The organism is Rhodoluna lacicola, assembly GCF_000699505.1.
GTDB lineage: Bacteria > Actinomycetota > Actinomycetes > Actinomycetales > Microbacteriaceae > Rhodoluna > Rhodoluna lacicola.
The window spans coordinates 689,737-707,507 of record NZ_CP007490.1 but is presented as its reverse complement, the minus strand read 5'-3'; the positions used below and the strand labels follow the sequence as shown (position 1 = coordinate 707,507).

The window sequence follows — 17,771 nt, the reverse complement described above, 5'->3', positions numbered from 1 at the left end:
ATAGCCCACCGGGGCTATTCCTTTTACGCTACGAGACTTCTTAGTACGTATTGGAGAATGCCCCCGTTTCGGTAGTAATCAGCTTCGCCCGGGGTATCGATACGAACCACCGCATCAAACTCGATCACAGGCTTGCCTGCTGCAGAATGAGCAGATGGCTTGGCGACGACGTGAACCGTCTTAGGGGTTACTCCCCTATTAAGTTCTTCAATGCCAGTAATTTCAAACTCCTCTGTTCCGTCAAGACCAAGCGAATCAGCGGTCTCACCTGACGGGAACTGAAGTGGAAGAACACCCATGCCAATTAGGTTGCTGCGGTGGATGCGCTCAAAGCTTTCGGTGATTACCGCGCGCACACCAAGCAAACTTGTACCCTTTGCAGCCCAGTCACGTGATGAACCTGATCCGTACTCTTTGCCGCCAAGAATCACCAATGGGATGTTACGAGCCTGGTAATTGCTCGAGGCGTCATAGATAAACGACTGAGCACCATCTGGAGTCGTGAAATCTCTGGTGTAACCGCCCTCAACGCCATTGAGTAGCTGATTGCGCAGACGAATGTTGGCAAATGTTCCGCGGATCATGACTTCATGGTTGCCACGGCGCGAACCGTAGCTGTTGAAGTCAACTCGTGAAATACCGTGCTGGGTTAGATATTGACCCGCTGGTGAATCAACCTTGATAGATCCGGCAGGGCTAATGTGGTCTGTTGTTACGGAATCCCCTAGTTTCGCCAGTACTCGCGCACCAGTAATGTCTTTCACGGCATCAGGGGTTTTCTTCATTCCCTCAAAGTAAGGCGGCTTTCGAACATAGGTGGATTTTGGATCCCATTCAAAGACAGCGCCCTTTGGTGTTGGCAGTGACTTCCAACGGTCATCTCCCTCGAACACTCCGGCGTACTGAGTCTTGAACATTTCAGAATTTATCGACTCATCGATAGTCTTCTGCACTTCCTCAGCGGAAGGCCAAATATCTTTTAGATATACCGGGTTTCCGTCAACACCCTCGCCCAATGAATCCTTGTCAAAATCAAAGTCCATTGTTCCGGCAAGGGCGTAGGCGATCACCAACGGCGGTGAGGCAAGATAGTTCATCTTCACGTCTGGGCTAATGCGGCCCTCGAAGTTGCGATTGCCCGAAAGCACGGCGGTGACAGCAAGGTCGTTGTCATTGATGGCCTGTGAAATTTCATCAGAGAGTGGACCAGAATTACCGATGCAGGTTGCGCAACCGTAGCCCACAAGGTTGAATCCCAGAGCGTCTAGATCCTTGGTAAGGCCAGCCTTGTTGTAGTACTCGGTCACAACTTTTGAGCCAGGTGCAAGCGAAGTCTTCACCCATGGTTTGGCCTTGAGGCCCTTGGCGACTGCCTTGCGCGCTACCAAACCGGCGGCCAACATGACTGAAGGGTTTGAGGTGTTAGTGCAGGATGTTATCGAGGCAATAGCCACGTGACCATTATCGAGCGCGAACTCTTTTCCCTTGACTGCCGTTGGCTTTGATAGCTGCTCTGAGTAGCTTGGTAAAACAGCCTCAAAGGATTCCTTTGCCTTGCTCAAAACGATGCGGTCCTGCGGACGCTTAGGCCCGGCGATTGAAGGTACCACTGTGGCAAGGTCGAGCTCTAGGTACTCGCTGAAACGAGGTTCAATGCTTGGATCATGCCAGAGACCCTGCTCCTTGGCATAAGTTTCAACTAGATCGATCTGCTCTTGAGCACGACCAGTTACTCGCAGGTAGTCGAGCGTGACTTCGTCGATTGGGAACATGGCAGCGGTTGAACCGAACTCGGGGCTCATGTTTCCGATGGTTGCACGGTTAGCTAGCGGAACAGACGTAACACCCGCACCATAGAACTCAACGAACTTTCCAACAACACCGTGCTTTCTCAGCATTTCAGTGATGGTCAGAACCACATCGGTGGCAGTCACTCCGGTTGAAATCTGACCGGTTAACTTGAAGCCAACAACCTTAGGGATCAGCATTGAAACAGGCTGGCCAAGCATTGCCGCCTCGGCTTCAATTCCACCAACTCCCCAACCAAGCACACCCAAGCCATTAACCATGGTGGTGTGCGAGTCGGTGCCGACGCAACTGTCTGGATAAGCCTGAAGTTCGCCGGCCACTTCACGAGCCATAACGGTTCTGGCTAGATACTCGATGTTTACCTGATGCACAATTCCAGTACCAGGTGGGACAACCTTGAAGTCGTCAAAGGCAGTCTGTCCCCAGCGAAGGAACTGGTATCGCTCACCGTTTCGCTTGTATTCAAACTCAACGTTGCGCTCGAAGGCATCGGCTGAACCGGCCACGTCAATCTGAACTGAGTGGTCGATAACCAACTCGGCTGGAGCAAGTGGATTAATTCGCTTAGGGTCGCCACCTAACTCTGCAACGGCTTCGCGCATGGTGGCCAGGTCTACAACACAAGGCACACCGGTGAAGTCCTGCATGATTACTCGAGCCGGCGTGAACTGAATCTCGACATCTGGTTCCGCCTGTGGATCCCAATTAACCAAAGCGTTTATGTGATCGGCGGTAATGTTTGCGCCGTCTTCAGTTCGCAAAAGATTCTCAAGCAGAATCTTCAAACTGTAAGGAAGTGTTTTTGCGTCGACCGAATTCAATCTAAAAATTCGATACTCTTTCGAACCCACCTTTAGAAGATCTGCAGATCCGAAACTGTTTACTTTAGACATCCTTGTCGACCCTTAGCTTTCTGTGTTAACTGTTCCAAAATACCACTACCCACGCTGATTTATTGAACCGCGCACCAACAGCCAGGTCAACCAAATGCAGATCGCGTAAAGTGGCACTCCCATAACGATTCTAAAAATTCCTAGCAATTCGGTCTGGTTGGCAAAATAGAGGGGTACCTGAACTATGAGACGACTGGCAAATAAGGCAACCCAAACCCCTGTAGCAACCTGGAATCTGCGTAACTTGGTTTTATCGGCTCGCCAGGACTTGGAATCCCCAACTAACAGTCCTACCAGCACCCCGATAATTGGCCAACGGACTAGCACTGAAATCAGAAGCACCGATAGGTAAATACCGTTAGTAAAGAACCCCTGAAGAAAATAGTCCGCCGCCTGCCCGCCATCTCGCAAGGGTAAAAAGGCCGAGATTGCTATGCCAACCGCTCCAGCAATCGCTTGGGTCACCGGTTTTCTTCTGATTATTTGAAGTAGAAGAAAAACTGCACTGACCGAAGCCGCAGCAATCACGGCAATCAGAGTTTGCTTGCTAATTGCCAAGATCACTACAAATAGCATCACCGGAAGAATCGACTCAACGATTCCCAGCCAGCCTCCGACGGCGGCCAGCACTGATTTTCGATTGATGCTCAGTTGGCCGTCTTCATTGTTGAGCCCAAGTCTCCTTGCGGCCGATGAACCGTTGTCGACCATAGTTATATGGACCGCGGTGGAGCGACGGTGCCGCCCGGAATAGTGAGTGGAAGTAAATCTTTCGGAGGAAGTGGAACATCTTCTCTGACCACAACAACAGATCTGAACAGGTCGTCAATGTCGGCCGCTGCTCGGGCGTCGTTCAATGCGGCCCCGCCGACTACCCCGCGTAAAAACCATTTAGGTCCGTCGACACCGATGAACCGGGCCAATCGATGACCTGTTTTGTTGCCAGATTCATCAACCAGTGGAATTTTTGCAATAAGTTCCGGACCGAAAGAACCGACCCGCTCTTCTGTCTCACCGCCCTGATTTACGATGCTCTGCTTCATTTGAGATCGAATCTCATGCCAGATACCCTCATTTTTTGGAGCTGCAAATGCCTGAAGCTGCAGCGATGAACCTTGGTAGTCCATGCTGATTGCCACGATTCGCTGAGTGGCTTCCTCAACCTCTAGTCTCATCTGAACATTGTCTCTGGATGGAATCCGCATTGAGCCGAAATCAACGTAGGGCCTGACACCTTGGATTTCTGATAGATCCAGCGGCCCCGCGGTTGCCCGATCAGCGGGAGCGGACTTATCTGATGCATATGAGTCAGTCATTACTTCTTTCCAGTTGACCCGTGGCCACCTTCGCCGCGATCGCTCTCTGGCAAGCGTTCAACCGTGATGAATTGAGCATGCTCGATCTGCTGAATCACTAGTTGAGCAATTCGATCTCCAATTTCAACAGCAAAATCCACATCGGTGCTATTGAAGAGATTTACAGCTATTTCCCCGCGATAACCAGCATCAATCGTGCCTGGAGTGTTCAGAACAGTGATGCCGTGCTTGTGGGCTAAGCCCGATCGCGGATGCACCAGACCAACATAACCATTCGGCAAGGCAATCGAAACTCCAGTGGGAACTAGTGCTCGGCCATGAGCCGGCACCACGGCGGCGACTCTAGACCTAAGGTCCGCTCCAGCGTCTCCAGGTTGGGCGTAAGTTGGTACGAAGCCATCCTCGGCAACGATCAGGACGGGAAGATTCTTATTCACGGTAAGAGCGTAATCTAAGACCATGGACAAATCGTCAAATCGGGATGTCAATTACCGGGAACGGGTACTGCCAGGTTGGAGTGCCTTTCTTCCGCTACTACTGATTTTCCCCACTTTTTGGCTAGCCTTCGCGCCAATTAATTCTTTTGCAGGCATTGCATCCGGCTCCATCATTACCCTGGTAGCGGTTTTGTTTATGTTCTTCAATGCTCCAGTTATTCGTATCGGAAACGGGGAAATCGCTGTCGGAAAGGCAAGGATTCCAGTTGGCCTGGTTGGAGCAATTGAAATAGCCCCTAAAGGCCCAAGGCTGGCAGCCCGCATTCCTAATTTGGACGCGAATGCTTACTTGGCCCTGCAAAACTCAGTCAAGGGTCTTCTAAAGATGGACATTACCGATAAAAATGACCCCACTCCATACTGGGTGTTTTCCAGTAGGAGCCCGGACAAAGTAATTAGAGCGGTTGAGCAGGCCAAGTCCGCCGTCGCAAAAGCTAGGGTCTAGCCCTCACACTCAATACAAACCTTGCCGTACTTGCCCTTTTTGGCGGCCAGGAGTGAGTGGTGCTTCACAATGAAGCACTCAGAACAGGTAAATTCATCGTCCTGTGGCGGTAGAACAAGAACATCAAGGTCCTCGGAAACCACGTCAGGAATAGCGAAACCCTCGCCATGTTCCTCATCAACATCGACAACTCCGGAGAGTTTGTCTGGGATGCGCTCCTTAATAGCCTCGATCGACTCAGTATCGTCGTCGTTCTTTCTCGGTGCGTCGTAGTCGGTTGCCACTCGGCTTCCTCTCGTTTCCTGTTAGCTTCTTTGCTTGTTTTGAATCGAACCTAATCAGGCCCGAATGTGCATAGTTTGCAACAAGAAACCTGCAATAGCAAACCAGCAACGCCGAGTATACGCAGAAATGCTAGAAATCCCGACACGGCACACCACGGGAATAGAGCCGTTTTGTTCGCTCTGGATGGCAAACTTTCAAACGTAGGAGGCATTACTAAATGGATGACATTCGACTGTTTGAGACAGACGGTGATTTTCTCGTGCTCGAGGCACAAGATGGCCAGAAATTTAGATTGCTGGTGGACGATGCCGTTCGCTCTTCAATAAAGCGCGACAAGCTCCCTCAGTTGGATTCGATAACTATTACCCCAAGAGAGATCCAAGAAGAAATTCGCAATGGCGCCACAATCGAAGATCTCATGCAACGATCTGGAGCAGATTTTGATTACGTTGAGAAATTTGCTGCACCGGTCATTGCCGAGCTAGAACACATCGTCTCCTCAGCACTGAGCGTTCGATTGACGATTGCCGGTGATCGATACAACGACTCGACACAGGTTGAATTTGGCGAAATCATAAACGGACGCCTAATAACAAGCGGAGCAACCGCCATCAATTGGGTCGCAAAAAAGATTGAGCCGAATAGTTGGCATGTTATCGCCAATTACTCACTGAATGGGGCCGAAGGCTCCGCCACTTGGACTTTTGACCCAAGACGGTTAACTCTTTCGCCAGAGAGTGAAACCGCGGTGACATTGTCCAGTCAAGAAACAATAAACAATTCGATAATTCCCAAGCTGCGCACCGTGGAGCAATCTTATGCAAGTGAGTCAAACGCCACGGTAGTTATGGATGATGTGATTCCAATCGGGCGTGGCTCAGAATTCGAGACGCCCACAGCGATAGAGCCTGAGCAGGATCGTCCGGCCCCGTCAACTCCGGCCGCTTTTCTCAAGCCGGTACAGGCGGAACCATCGGAGGTATCGCCGCCAACCTCAATGACGCCACCGACAACACCTGAACCGCTAAGCGCTACAGCCGATCTTTTAGAGGCGCTTCGTAGAAAACGCACAGAGCGTGAAGAACCAAAAAGCGGGAATTTGGACCTTGAAAATCATCCCAACACCGAAAAGATTCGGGTTATTGACATTGAACCAACACCAGTAATCGATGACGTTGACATAACAACTGAAGATAAATCAGAAGTTATAGAAGATGGCAATGTTGTGAACCCGCCACCTCAGAAAAAGGGCCGCGCAACCATGCCCAGTTGGGACGAAATAGTTTTTGGCACAAAAGCCGACGACTAAAGATTTTTCTTATATCCGCCTAGGCGAAGTAGCGGAACAAACAGTTCGTCGTCACTAATTGAGCCATGCTGACCCACCATATTTAGGCTCTGTGGCTTTGCATAGTGCCGGTGATAAAGAGCGGTCTCTCCCACTGCTAGTAAAAATATTTCTGGCATCCGTTCTAATGCATCAGAAGTTGTTTTTCCATACCAACCCGCAGCAACAATCTCATTTCGGTCTGCAACAATTGCTCGCTTTCCAAGATAGTTGCGCAGTTTATCTAACGTAGAAGTTGCAACAACTTGATCAAAATACAGAAACAGTACTCGCGGATCACCGCCAACCGAGGCTAGGCCAGGCAGTTCTAACTCGTCAAGGTACACATGTCTTTCCCGGGCTACGTCCACCACTCCGTGATCAGCAGTGACCAAAACACCGCACTGACTTGGTAGGTTCGTGACGAGTTGGCGAATCCCTAGGTCTAAATCTTCTAGTTTTTCAACCCATTGGCCCGATTTCGACCCAAATGAATGTGCACGCTGATCAAGCTCGGGAACGTACAGGTATATCAAAGATTTACCTTTTTGGGCCATTAGTTTTTTTGCCGCAGAAACGCGATCATCAATGGTGCGTGCCGATATATATTTTGTTTGGCGCATGGTGGCGCCGGTAAAACCGGAGCCCTCGTACTCCGGAGGGCCAACGAAGTAGCAATCAACTCCTGCCTCGGCGGCTAGCTCTGAGACTGTGGTTTTTGGCTGAAGGACCATGGCTTCGGTAATGCCGGATATCCCGCTGAGTAGGTTCAGATTGCGCTTACTTTTTACGTCGTAAATCTGATAACCGACTAAGCCGTGTTCGCCAGCACTAACGCCTGTGGAAAAACTAGCCAAGCTCGCAACCGTAGTCGAGGGAAAGCCGCACATGATTGAGCCATCGGTGTTTAGCTGGTTTGCCAGAAATGGGGCGTGGCCGGCTCGATACCTAAGATTTGCTGAGCCAAGTCCATCAACAACCACCACGCACGCACTCTGAACTTTAGGCAGACCAAGGCGGTTGTGTTTGCCCGTGATGCTCCCCAATGCAGAGATGAACACATCGGATAGCCTCCCGAGGGAACGTGGAACCGAAGGTAGCATCATAAGGTCATTCTGCCACAGCCAGATTTGAGCGGTTTTATAAGGACTGAGAGCACATGAGCAAGGAACTTCAAAACGAAGAGCGCATCGTTGACATTGATTTGTCAAAGGAGATGCAGGATTCCTTTCTGGAATACTCCTACTCGGTAATTTATGCTCGCGCTTTGCCAGACGCCCGCGATGGTTTGAAACCGGTCCATCGCCGAATTGTTTACCAAATGGGTGACATGGGACTTCGCCCAGACAAAGGGCACGTTAAGTCTGCTCGTGTGGTCGGCGAAGTCATGGGTAAATTGCACCCTCACGGCGATAGCGCAATTTACGATGCACTAGTGCGCATGGCGCAGCCATTCTCGCTAAGAGTCCCCTTGATTGACGGCCATGGCAACTTTGGAAGTTTGGACGACGGTCCTGCTGCCGCTCGCTACACAGAGGCAAAGTTGTCTCAGGCGTCGATGCTGATGAACGAAGGGCTTGACGAGGATGTAGTTGATTTCAAGCCAAACTACGATGCTCAACTTACTGAGCCAGAGGTGTTGCCCGCCGCATTCCCAAACCTTCTCGTAAACGGCGCCTCGGGAATCGCGGTTGGAATGGCAACGAACATGCCGCCACACAATCTGCGTGAGGTCATCAACGGAGCAATCTTTTTGCTGAACAATCCAGATGCCACCACTAAGCAATTAATGAAACACGTCCCCGGACCTGATCTTCCAAATGGTGGAATCATCATGGGTTTGGACGGGGTGATCGAGGCTTACGACACCGGACGTGGAGTCTTCAAGACTCGTGCCCGCGTATCGGTTGAAAGCGTCTCACCACGCAAACTTGGGATTGTTGTCACCGAACTGCCTTACCTAGTTGGCCCTGAAAAAGTTATTGAAAAGATCAAAGATGGTGTTAATTCCAAGAAACTTCAAGGAATTGCAGACGTCACCGACCTAACCGACCGCACCAACGGTTTGCGTCTTGTGATCGAATTGAAGACAGGTTTTGATCCGCAAACCGTTCTTGACCTTCTTTATAGATTCACGCCAATGGAAGACAGCTTCGGAATCAACAACGTAGCGCTCGTTGATGGTCGCCCACAAACGCTTGGTCTGCGAGACATGCTTGGTGTCTACCTTGCCCACCGGATTACAGTGACCCGACGCCGAAGTGAGAACAGGCTTGGCAAAAAGCAGGCAAGGCTACACCTGGTTGAAGGTTTGCTAATTGCAATCCTTTCGATTGATGAAGTTATTCAAGTCATTCGAGCGAGCGATGAAGTCGACCAGGCCCGAGTCAAACTAATGAAAGTGTTCGACCTTTCTGAAATTCAGGCAGAGTACATACTTGAGTTGAGGCTTCGTCGACTAACTAAATTTTCGAAAATAGAACTTGAATCTGAGAAAAAGAGCCTTTTAGAAGAAATCAAAGCCCTCAAGAAAATCTTGGGATCTGATGAGGCCTTGCGCGAGTTAGTTGCGAAAGAACTGCAGGATGTTGCCGATAAGTACGGCGACGATCGCAGAACGACTCTGGTAAGTAACTACGAAGAGGTCAGGCCAATCACGACCGCGAAGGCTGCCAGCATCAATGCCGAGCTTGCGGACACCCCTTGCGTAATCGTGTTTACGGCCTCTGGAATGGTCGGCAAGACCAATGTTTGGGACACCACAGCGGCTCCCCCAAGTAAACGTAAAAAGAATGACGCCATTAAAAACGTGATTGCTACAACAACACGATCAGATCTTGGGTTTGTTACTTCGACAGGCGTGATGCACCGTATCCATGTTGGTGATGTCCCGGCCCTCAGTGATGTCTTTGACTTGAGCTCAATGGTTTCTGCAAGCTCTTTCCTTGGTCTACCCAAGTCGGAAAAGGTTCTTAACGTTTTCGAACTCAATGATTCGACCTCAATAGCAATGGGCACGGCGCAGGGAGTTGTGAAGCGAGTGAGCGCCGACTTTGCACCAAAGGCCGAGTTTGAAATCATTTCGCTAAAGCCTGGCGACAGGCTTGTCGGAGCAGACTTGGCCACCGATGATGACGAATTCGTGTTTATTACTAACGACGCGCAGCTACTAAGGTTTGCGGCAAAGACGGTTCGTCCTCAGGGACGCGGTGCCGCTGGCGTTGCCGGAATTAACCTTTCCGATGGAGCAGAGGCAATAACCTTCTGCGTTGCTAAAGCCGGAATGCAAAACATTGCGGTAACCGCCGCAAACAGTTCAGGCTCTCTATCGGGCACCGATGCCGGCAGCGTGAAGTGGACTCCGCTTAGCGAGTTCCCTGCCAAGGGAAGGGCCACTGGTGGCGTGAGGGCGCACAAGTTCATTAGGACTGAGGATCAGTTGTACTTTGGTTGGGCCGGACCTAGCGAAGCAATTGCGCTGTCGGCAGATGGCAAACCGGCGGAACTACCTGCAGAGCCAAGTAAGCGCGATGCTTCGGGGTCGAAGTCGGCCGGAACTATCGGCTCCATTGGTCACCGATTAAGCTAGAAAAAACCAGAAAATCGAGGAACTACGCGTCGATTCTTTCGCGCTCGAAACCGTCAGCTGAATCAATGATGAAGTCTCGACGTGGAGCAACCTCGTTGCCCATCAGCAATTCAAAAACGGTCTCGGCCGCGGCAGCGTCCTCTACTCGAACTCTGCGCAAGCTGCGTGCATTCTTATCCATGGTGGTTTCGGCAAGTTGATCGGCATCCATTTCACCAAGACCCTTGTAGCGCTGGATTGGTTCCTTGTAACGCTTTCCAGCCTTCTCAAGCTTCTTGAGTAAGTCCTCGAGCTCTGCCTGTGAGTAGGTGTAGATGACCTCATTCGCCTTGCTGCCGGCATTCACAACCTCAACGCGGTGCAGCGGAGGAACAGCCGCGAATACCCGGCCAGCCTCCACCAATGGGCGCATGTAACGGAAAAAGAGGGTTAGCAAAAGGGTTCGAATGTGAGCCCCGTCTACGTCAGCATCAGACATCAAGATAACTTTTCCGTACCGGGCAGAATCCAAATCAAAGCTACGCCCTGAACCAGCCCCAATCACCTGGATTATAGAAGCGCATTCTGCGTTCGAGAGCATATCGGAAATTGATGCTTTTTGGACGTTCAGAATCTTTCCTCTAATGGGCAATAGCGCTTGGAATTCACTGTCGCGCGCAAGTTTGGCAGTGCCCAAAGCTGAGTCGCCCTCAACAATAAATAGCTCAGATCCCGCAGTATCTTGGGTACGACAGTCAACCAACTTGGTGGGTAATGAGCTGCTCTCTAGAGCGTTTTTCCGCCGCTGAGTCTCTTTGTGGCTTCTAGCAGAAATTCTTGATTTCATCTCTGCAACAACTTTTTCAAGCAATAGAGCAGACTGCGCTTTGTCGTCTCTTTTCGAACTAGCGAATCTGGCGGTGAGAGACTTTGCAACGACATTGGCAACGATGTTCTTAACCGCTGGAGTTCCTAAGATTTCTTTGGTCTGTCCCTCAAATTGCGGTTCTGCGAGCCGAACCGTGACAACGGCTGTTAGGCCGGCTAAAACATCTTCTTTTTCAACTTTGTCGTTGCCAACTTTAAGTTTTCTTGCATTGCTTTCAATCTGCGTGCGCAGAGTTTTTAAGAGCGATTGCTCGAATCCTTGAATATGAGTTCCGCCCTTAGGTGTGGCAATTATGTTTACGTATGACTTGACATCGGTGTCGTAGCCTGTGCCCCAACGAACCGCAATATCAACATCGCAACTTCTTTCAACCTCTTTTGAAACCATGTTTCCGCTTGCATCCAGGACTGGCACAGTTTCGGTAAATGAACCAGTTCCTGACAAGCGCCAGGTTGAGGTTAGCGCTGGATCTTTAGCAAGGTACTCGGCGTACTCGATAATTCCGCCATCGAACTTGAATTCCTGCTTGCTGGATTTACCGTCTCTGGCGTCATTGATACCAAGCGAAAGCCCAGGAACCAGGAAGGCAGTTTGACGAGCTCGAGCTGAAAGTTCCTCCAAAGCAAAAACAGCATCTTTGATGAAAATTTGTGGGTCAACCCAGTATCGAACCCTGGTACCGGTGACATTCTTGCCGACCTTGCCTACCTCACGAAGAATTGAACCGTCCTCGAAAGGCTTGAATGGGTTGTCGGGTTTAATGCCTTTTTTGTCATCAAAAATCCCAGGTTCACCTCGGCGAAAAGACATTGCGTAGGTTTTTCCGCCACGGTCCACTTCTACATCCAGTCGCTGTGATAGAGCGTTTACTACAGAGGCGCCAACTCCGTGTAAACCGCCAGAGGCAGCGTATGAACCAGAGCCAAATTTTCCTCCGGCGTGCAACTTTGTGAAAACAACTTCCACACCAGAGAGCCCTGTTTTAGGTTCGATGTCAACCGGGATTCCACGCGCCTTGTCGGTTACCTCAACGCTTCCGTCCTTATGCAGGGTGACTTCGATTCGGTTACCGTGACCTGCAAGCGCCTCATCAACTGAGTTATCGATGATTTCCCAAAGACAATGCATGAGGCCGCGACTGTCTGTAGACCCGATGTACATACCAGGCCGCTTGCGAACGGCTTCTAGACCCTCTAGTACAGAGAGGTGGCGGGCTGAATAATCGTTGTTTGACACCTGAAAATGCTAACCGCGACTAGCTGAATGCTAGGTTCTGACACGGTAGTACGGAAAATTGGCAAACTTCGCAGTTAGCGAAATACCTCGGATAATGGGACTTTTCTGGCGAATCCTGTGTTGAGATTGTTCAGACGAAAGGCCAAATACATGCAACCAGTAGATGACGCATTAGAAACATCAGCAACTTCCAGTGACGTTGAGGTTTCCCAGGTTCGCGAACTAAATGCAACCGACAGATGCGACGTGTGCGGTGCCCAGGCCTACATAAGGGTTTCGCTCTCCACGGGTGAACTGATGTTTTGCTCACACCACGGAAATGAGAAGCGTTCAAAGCTTGAACCTATTGCGATTGCATGGCAGGACGAGACTGAAAAGCTACTCGCTCGCTAAATCTCGCTCAAGTTTCCAAACTTCGCTAACAATGCTGTTGACTGTCTCAGCCTGGTTGCTGTTTGAATGACGAAGCTTTTCAGCTGACACTGAACCGTACCTAGAAACAATGATCTCTTCAAGGAATTGATCAACTAGGACAGGATTTTTTGCCAACACCGGACCATGCAACTGAGTTCCAATCAAAAGATTGATTTTCTGAATCACCGGTGCATTCGTTGAAGTGTTGAGATAGCCCAGTACTTCAAGTTCACCCAGCCTTGAGATTTCGAATTTTGAAATCCGATCGATCTTTGAAATCCGATTTTCAAAAAATCCAGAATTAATTGCCCACTCGTGTCCGGTTGCAACGGCCATTAGAGCTGCACCGCTATCTACTAGAAATCCAATCTCTGGAATTCTTGCTGTCAGATCGTCTTCTATGTCTTCCCACGCGGCGATGGATCCGTGTCCAATAAATATCAGGTCTGCGTTCTTTGGGATTGCTTCACCCTTGCCGATACTCGCAATCTCGCAATCAATCCCAGCCCAGCCCAACCGCTTTTTGGCAACCAAAAGGTTTGCCTGATCACCGTTTAGATTGAGATGACTTGGATAGAGCGCTGCAAAAATCAATTTCATCTCTCGACCGCCTCTGGATCTGTGAAACCCAAGTATCGTCTAGTTCTCCTCATCGCATCGGCCGAGAAAATTACAGTTCGTCGGCCCGCTGTTGGCTTAGGTAGAGCAAAAAAGTCATCGATAGCTTTTTCTAAATTCGGCTCAATGCGATCTATTTCTATTTCTTCATATGCCAAACGCAACGCCATCTCGGCATAGTTAAAGCCTGAGACTATGTCCACCTTGGGGAGCTTCTTGAGATCAACTGTCCATAACCACGACGGGTCATGAACATCTGTGCCTATTGCCACCATAATTTGTTCTTGGTCGGCTGGAAGATTGTCTAGGTTCAACTGAAAGCTCATTGGATTCTGCACCAATATAAACTCAACATCTACCCCATTGACTTTGGTGAGTTCCCCTCTCGCAAAAACAGGTGGCAGTTCACTCAGAGTTTTGGTTGCAAGTTTGGTATCAAATTCCGAGGCCAAATAACGTCTCGATGTCTCCAAAGCGGCAGCTGCATCGAGAGCAAAATGAATTCCACGGTTAGGCAGCGCAAATTCGATTTGCTCGCCCGCAACAAAGCCCTTAGCAAGGGAATTTTTGAATTCCACCACCTCGGTTGCTGGGATAGGTCGAGGTAGTGGGGCTAAGTAGGTAGGTGAATTCCCAAGCCCATGCTCCGAGTTTGAGATCAGCTGTGAGCTGAGCCCAAACCAAGAAGCCTTTTGGCTTTTGATTGAATTAAAGATTTGAAGGATGTTCTGATCATCCGCATTCAAAATAAGTGCTTCTGTGGCTCTTTGAGCAACATCGGCAAGTTTATTTCTCACCAGAAGTGGGTCAACGAAACGATCCAACTGATCATCTAAAACGTTCAGCACCGTGACGTGCTGCGGTTTTATGCGTTTGGTAATTTCGGCTGCGTGCCCCTCGTCCATTTCCAGAATTGCCACGTCACCCTGAATTCTTCCGGCAATGTCAGAGCGCTCAATAATCGAAGAGAAGAAGCCCTGAGTAATGTTTGCAGTTGAGGGATTTGTAAAAACCTTTTTACCGTGCGCTCTAGCTATAGCAACAACCATTTTGGTTGTCGTAGATTTTCCGGCGGATCCCGTGATTACGACCAAGCCCTCGGGAAACTTGGAAAGGGTTCGCGCCAGTAAACCCGGCGCAATTTTACTAACCACAAGACCGGGCAAGGCACTTCCGCCGCCAGGCCTCACCAGGCGAACCGCAAGTCGCACTAGGCGTCCGATCAGAATGGCCGGAACGTAGAACACTTGTTTGTACCCGGGTCTTAGTTTTCTAGGTAATCGCGAAGCATCTGTGAACGAGACGGGTGACGAAGTTTTGACATGGTTTTTGACTCGATCTGACGGATACGCTCGCGGGTGACACCGAATTCTTCGCCGATTTGATCAAGGGTCTTTTGAACACCGTCACCAAGGCCAAAGCGTGAGCGAATAACTCCAGCCTCACGCGGGTGCAGTGAATCAAGAATTCTTTCAAGTTCACGCTGAAGCATCGTGAAACCAACAGCGTCGGCTGGAACAACCGCTTCGGTGTCTTCGATAAGGTCACCAAACTCGCTGTCGCCATCCTCGCCAAGAGGAGTGGAAAGAGAAATTGGTTCACGACCGTACTTCTGTACTTCAACAACCTTTTCAGGGGTCATGTCCAGTTCGCGAGCTAGTTCCTCTGGGGTTGGTTCGCGGCCAAGGTCCTGAAGCAATTGACGTTGAACTCGGGCTAGTTTGTTGATGACTTCAACCATGTGAACCGGAATACGGATAGTTCTAGCCTGATCTGCCATAGCGCGAGTGATTGCCTGGCGAATCCACCAGGTTGCATATGTAGAGAACTTGTAACCCTTTGTGTAGTCAAATTTCTCAACGGCTCGAATAAGACCCAGATTTCCCTCTTGGATCAGATCCAGGAACTGCATTCCTCGACCGGTATAGCGCTTCGCAAGGCTTACAACCAAACGCAAGTTTGCCTCTAGCAGGTGACTCTTGGCTCGCTGGCCGTCCTTAACTACCCACTTGAGATCGCGCTCAACGTCGCGAGAAATCTTTTTATCGGTGGCAAGTTTTTCTTCTGCAAATAGCCCGGCCTCAATGCGCTTGGCCAACTCAACCTCTAGCTCGGCATTGAGCAGAGCGACTTTACCAATTTGCTTTAGGTAGTCCTTAACCGGGTCAGCAGTTGCACCGGTAATAGTTGTGGTCTGGGCAGGAATGTCGTCTTCTTCACGGTTGGAAAGAACCATTCCACCGATTTTTGCGATCTCATTCTTGGCTTTGTCTTCTTCAGGCTCTTCCTCTGGAAGTTCTTCCTCAACCGCTGAAATGTCTACGACCGCGGCAGCCTCAGCGACGATTTCATCAACCGATTCCAGGTCGGCCTCATCGTCGATTTCATCTTCGTCTTCAGCTAATTCCTTAGGCAATTTACTGGACTTTGCCGGCTTAGCCTTTGAGGCCGGAACGGCTGCAGCCTTACCTTTAGCGGCCGGTTTGGTGGTACTTTTTAGCGCCGCCTTGGCCTCAGGCTTGGCGGCAGTCTTACCGGTGGTCTTTTCACCTTTTTTTACTGCTGGTTTAGCAGGTTTTAGCGCGGCTTTTGCGGCTGGCTTAGCTGACGCCTTGACTGATGCTTTGGCAGGAGCCTTAGCACTGGTCTTGGCAGCTGGCTTTGCTGCGGCCTTGGCAGCGGTTTTTGCCTTGGCAGTTACCTTCGCAACCGGCTTGGCGGATTTTTTTGGGGCAGCTTTGGCTACCGTCTTCGAAGCCGCTTTGACAGCAGGCTTTGCTGCGGCTTTCACTGGGGCTTTAGCTGCAGTCTTTGTTGCTGGCTTGGCAGCTGGCTTTGTTGTCTTTGCCGCTGATTTACTGGTTGAAGCGCTGATGACGGGGGTTTCCTTAGCTTTAGTTTTCTTTGTCGATGAGCTTTTATCTGTGGCAGAACGCAAAAGACTGGAAAGCAAGCCGCCACGCTTCTTACCGGTTTGAGAATCCTTCTTTGCCACTTGATACCTCTCGATGCCCCCACCGAATCGGTGCATACCGTTTCGGGCATTACTAAGACCCATGTCAAGTTCCCTAAAAATTTAGGGACCGACTGGGTCTTATCACGATTATAGCCCTCAAATCAAGGCTGCGGGCTTATTTAGCGAGTTTTGTCTCTTAATCGATCAATAAGAGCAACCCTTAGGGGCCGCAGAAGTATTCCTTCATCAAGGAACAACTTTGCGCGTGCCTTTCGACGCTCAAGCAAAAACATCAAACCACCTAAGCCAAGCACCAGGAATTGGACACTCATGGCCGCCCTGAATCCATCCATGCTGTACAACGCTGCGTTCGTTCCCTCTGCGTCCGAAGCCGCCTTCACCAAATCCAGAATTATTCCAGCCAGAAACATCATGCTGAAAGTTGCAACAAATCCACCTATGTTTACAAAGCCGGTAGCAGTTCCCAAACGTGACTTGTCGATAAAGCTTCTTGTGTAGTCCATGGCAATCATTGACATTGGACCGCTAACTGCCAGCACCAAACAAAGTAAAAGAAGAAGCCAAGTAGGAGCCTTGCCTGGCACCAGAATCACCAGCAACCAAACCATAGCCAACGCCGCGACTGTGCTGAGCACAAGAAAGGAGCGGCGCCTAGGGAATTTGGTACAAAATGCACTAATTAGTGGTCCGACGACGAAGCCGATGATCACAAAACTACTCAGCAACAGCGACGCTATGGCTGGTGGAATTCCCTGACCGCCTACCAAAAATGGGTAACCCCACAAAAGTGAAAACACCGACGGAGCCGACTGTAGAACAAAGTGTGTCCAAAAAGCCATTCGAACTCCAGGATGGCGAATATTTTCGAAGAGTTGCCTCGTCACTAACCTGATTGAATTTGTTGGCTGATTTGACGGAGCCGGATCACGGTCATTAATGATAAAAAATGCCGAAATAAAAATCACGGCAAAACTTAATCCGGTGAGAGCCATGAACGAGGTGTTCCAACCATATTCCGCTAGAAAAAACGCGAACGGGATTGCAGAAACAGCTTGCCCAAGTTGACCGGTGTTGGTGATGAGTTGTTGAACTCTCGTTGCGCGAGCGCCGACGTACCAACCATTTACCAATCGAATTACTGAAATGAATACAAAGGCATCGCCAAGCCCAACCAGCATTCGCCCAGCAACAGCAAGCCCAAGGGTTTCCGCAAGTGACACCAATAACTGCCCCGCAGTCATAACTGCTGTGCCGAAAACAAGCATCACTCTTGAGCCGAAACGATCAAGCAAAATTCCGACCGGAATTTGCATGGCTGCGTAAACAACAAGTTGGGCGACTGCAAGAGTTGAAAGTGATGTGGCGGCAGCTTCAAATTTTTCGGCGGCTAGCAGGGAGGCAACACCCATGCTGCTTCGATTTGTCACGGTCATCAAATAAGCAATTGCACCGGCAATCATTACCAACGACGCGCTTGACCTCTTCACCGATACATTC

General features: G+C 50.0%; 15 protein-coding genes. 4 read left to right on the top strand and 11 right to left on the bottom strand.

Translation table 11 applies throughout. The annotated features are described in order from the left end of the window. Positions 1-23 precede the first annotated feature (23 nt). From acnA to dut, 4 genes are read right to left on the bottom strand one after another with little or no spacing between them, the layout of a single operon-like run. Positions 24-2,702 carry an aconitate hydratase AcnA gene (acnA, locus tag RHOLA_RS03445; protein ID WP_038502367.1) on the bottom strand — a complete coding sequence of 893 codons (2,679 nt, stop codon included), beginning with the start codon at positions 2,700-2,702 and terminating at the stop codon, positions 24-26. A 45-nt stretch (positions 2,703-2,747) separates the two neighbouring features. Next, positions 2,748-3,413: a DUF3159 domain-containing protein gene (locus RHOLA_RS03440; RefSeq protein ID WP_038502364.1), complete on the bottom strand. Its 666-nt coding sequence runs from the start codon at positions 3,411-3,413 to the stop codon at positions 2,748-2,750. A gap of 2 nt (positions 3,414-3,415) precedes the next feature. After that, entirely contained in the window at positions 3,416-4,018 is a 603-nt protein-coding gene (locus RHOLA_RS03435; RefSeq protein ID WP_038502363.1) for a DUF3710 domain-containing protein, read from the bottom strand. Beyond that, positions 4,018-4,455 carry a dUTP diphosphatase gene (gene dut, locus RHOLA_RS03430; RefSeq protein ID WP_227818805.1) on the bottom strand — a complete coding sequence of 146 codons (438 nt, stop codon included), beginning with the start codon at positions 4,453-4,455 and terminating at the stop codon, positions 4,018-4,020. Before dut ends, RHOLA_RS03435 begins: the two co-directional genes overlap by 1 nt. Before the next feature lie 22 nt (positions 4,456-4,477). Here dut and RHOLA_RS03425 point away from each other — a divergent pair, with 22 nt between their 5' ends. Continuing rightward, a complete protein-coding gene (locus tag RHOLA_RS03425; RefSeq protein ID WP_038502360.1) occupies positions 4,478-4,960 on the top strand; it encodes a DUF3093 domain-containing protein in 483 nt (160 codons plus the stop codon). Here the strand turns inward: RHOLA_RS03425 and RHOLA_RS03420 are convergent. Then, entirely contained in the window at positions 4,957-5,244 is a 288-nt protein-coding gene (locus RHOLA_RS03420; RefSeq protein WP_038502357.1) for a DUF4193 domain-containing protein, read from the bottom strand. The genes RHOLA_RS03425 and RHOLA_RS03420 overlap by 4 nt on opposite strands. Positions 5,245-5,462: 218 nt before the next feature. Between RHOLA_RS03420 and sepH the strand changes: the two genes are divergently transcribed. Then, the gene (gene sepH / locus RHOLA_RS03415; RefSeq protein ID WP_038502355.1) at positions 5,463-6,554 is read left to right on the top strand and encodes a septation protein SepH; all 1,092 of its coding nucleotides are present in this window, start codon (positions 5,463-5,465) and stop codon (positions 6,552-6,554) included. Here sepH and RHOLA_RS03410 read toward each other — a convergent pair. Beyond that, positions 6,551-7,633 (bottom strand): alkaline phosphatase family protein, encoded by a 1,083-nt coding sequence (locus RHOLA_RS03410; protein WP_051636245.1) that lies wholly within the window; start codon positions 7,631-7,633, stop codon positions 6,551-6,553. The two genes, sepH and RHOLA_RS03410, sit on opposite strands and share 4 nt — an antisense overlap. A 98-nt stretch (positions 7,634-7,731) precedes the next feature. Between RHOLA_RS03410 and RHOLA_RS03405 the strand changes: the two genes are divergently transcribed. Further along, positions 7,732-10,161, top strand: coding sequence for a DNA gyrase/topoisomerase IV subunit A (locus RHOLA_RS03405; RefSeq protein ID WP_038502352.1), 2,430 nt, complete (start codon positions 7,732-7,734; stop codon positions 10,159-10,161). 22 nt (positions 10,162-10,183) lie between these two features. On the opposite strand, the gene RHOLA_RS03400 is transcribed toward RHOLA_RS03405, so the two are convergent. Next, positions 10,184-12,265, bottom strand: coding sequence for a DNA gyrase/topoisomerase IV subunit B (locus RHOLA_RS03400; RefSeq protein WP_038502351.1), 2,082 nt, complete (start codon positions 12,263-12,265; stop codon positions 10,184-10,186). 150 nt (positions 12,266-12,415) lie between these two features. On the opposite strand from RHOLA_RS03400, the gene RHOLA_RS03395 reads away from it, so the two are divergent. Beyond that, on the top strand, positions 12,416-12,658 hold the full coding sequence (locus RHOLA_RS03395) for a DUF7455 domain-containing protein (protein ID WP_038502348.1): 243 nt from the start codon (positions 12,416-12,418) through the stop codon (positions 12,656-12,658). Here RHOLA_RS03395 and RHOLA_RS03390 read toward each other — a convergent pair. From RHOLA_RS03390 to RHOLA_RS03375, 4 genes are all read right to left on the bottom strand, one after another. Then, positions 12,644-13,279: a hypothetical protein gene (locus RHOLA_RS03390; RefSeq protein ID WP_038502346.1), complete on the bottom strand. Its 636-nt coding sequence runs from the start codon at positions 13,277-13,279 to the stop codon at positions 12,644-12,646. The genes RHOLA_RS03395 and RHOLA_RS03390 overlap by 15 nt on opposite strands. Continuing rightward, positions 13,276-14,544: a MurT ligase domain-containing protein gene (locus RHOLA_RS03385; protein WP_038502344.1), complete on the bottom strand. Its 1,269-nt coding sequence runs from the start codon at positions 14,542-14,544 to the stop codon at positions 13,276-13,278. Before RHOLA_RS03385 ends, RHOLA_RS03390 begins: the two co-directional genes overlap by 4 nt. 17 nt (positions 14,545-14,561) lie before the next feature. Next, entirely contained in the window at positions 14,562-16,355 is a 1,794-nt protein-coding gene (locus RHOLA_RS03380; protein ID WP_227818804.1) for an RNA polymerase sigma factor, read from the bottom strand. A gap of 77 nt (positions 16,356-16,432) precedes the next feature. Further along, positions 16,433-17,761, bottom strand: a complete 1,329-nt coding sequence (locus RHOLA_RS03375; RefSeq protein WP_144239021.1) for an MFS transporter — start codon at positions 17,759-17,761, stop codon at positions 16,433-16,435. Positions 17,762-17,771 lie beyond the last annotated feature (10 nt).

Bases quoted from the DNA above. Each gene is read 5' to 3' on its own strand.
- acnA (WP_038502367.1), bottom strand. From the start codon at position 2,702: ATGTCTAAAGTAAACAGTTTCGGATCTGCAGATCTTCTAAAGGTGGGT.
- RHOLA_RS03440 (WP_038502364.1), bottom strand. From the start codon at position 3,413: ATGGTCGACAACGGTTCATCGGCCGCAAGGAGACTTGGGCTCAACAAT.
- RHOLA_RS03435 (WP_038502363.1), bottom strand. From the start codon at position 4,018: ATGACTGACTCATATGCATCAGATAAGTCCGCTCCCGCTGATCGGGCA.
- RHOLA_RS03425 (WP_038502360.1), top strand. From the start codon at position 4,478: ATGGACAAATCGTCAAATCGGGATGTCAATTACCGGGAACGGGTACTG.
- sepH (WP_038502355.1), top strand. From the start codon at position 5,463: ATGGATGACATTCGACTGTTTGAGACAGACGGTGATTTTCTCGTGCTC.
- RHOLA_RS03405 (WP_038502352.1), top strand. From the start codon at position 7,732: ATGAGCAAGGAACTTCAAAACGAAGAGCGCATCGTTGACATTGATTTG.
- RHOLA_RS03395 (WP_038502348.1), top strand. From the start codon at position 12,416: ATGCAACCAGTAGATGACGCATTAGAAACATCAGCAACTTCCAGTGAC.
- RHOLA_RS03390 (WP_038502346.1), bottom strand. From the start codon at position 13,279: ATGAAATTGATTTTTGCAGCGCTCTATCCAAGTCATCTCAATCTAAAC.
- RHOLA_RS03380 (WP_227818804.1), bottom strand. From the start codon at position 16,355: ATGGGTCTTAGTAATGCCCGAAACGGTATGCACCGATTCGGTGGGGGC.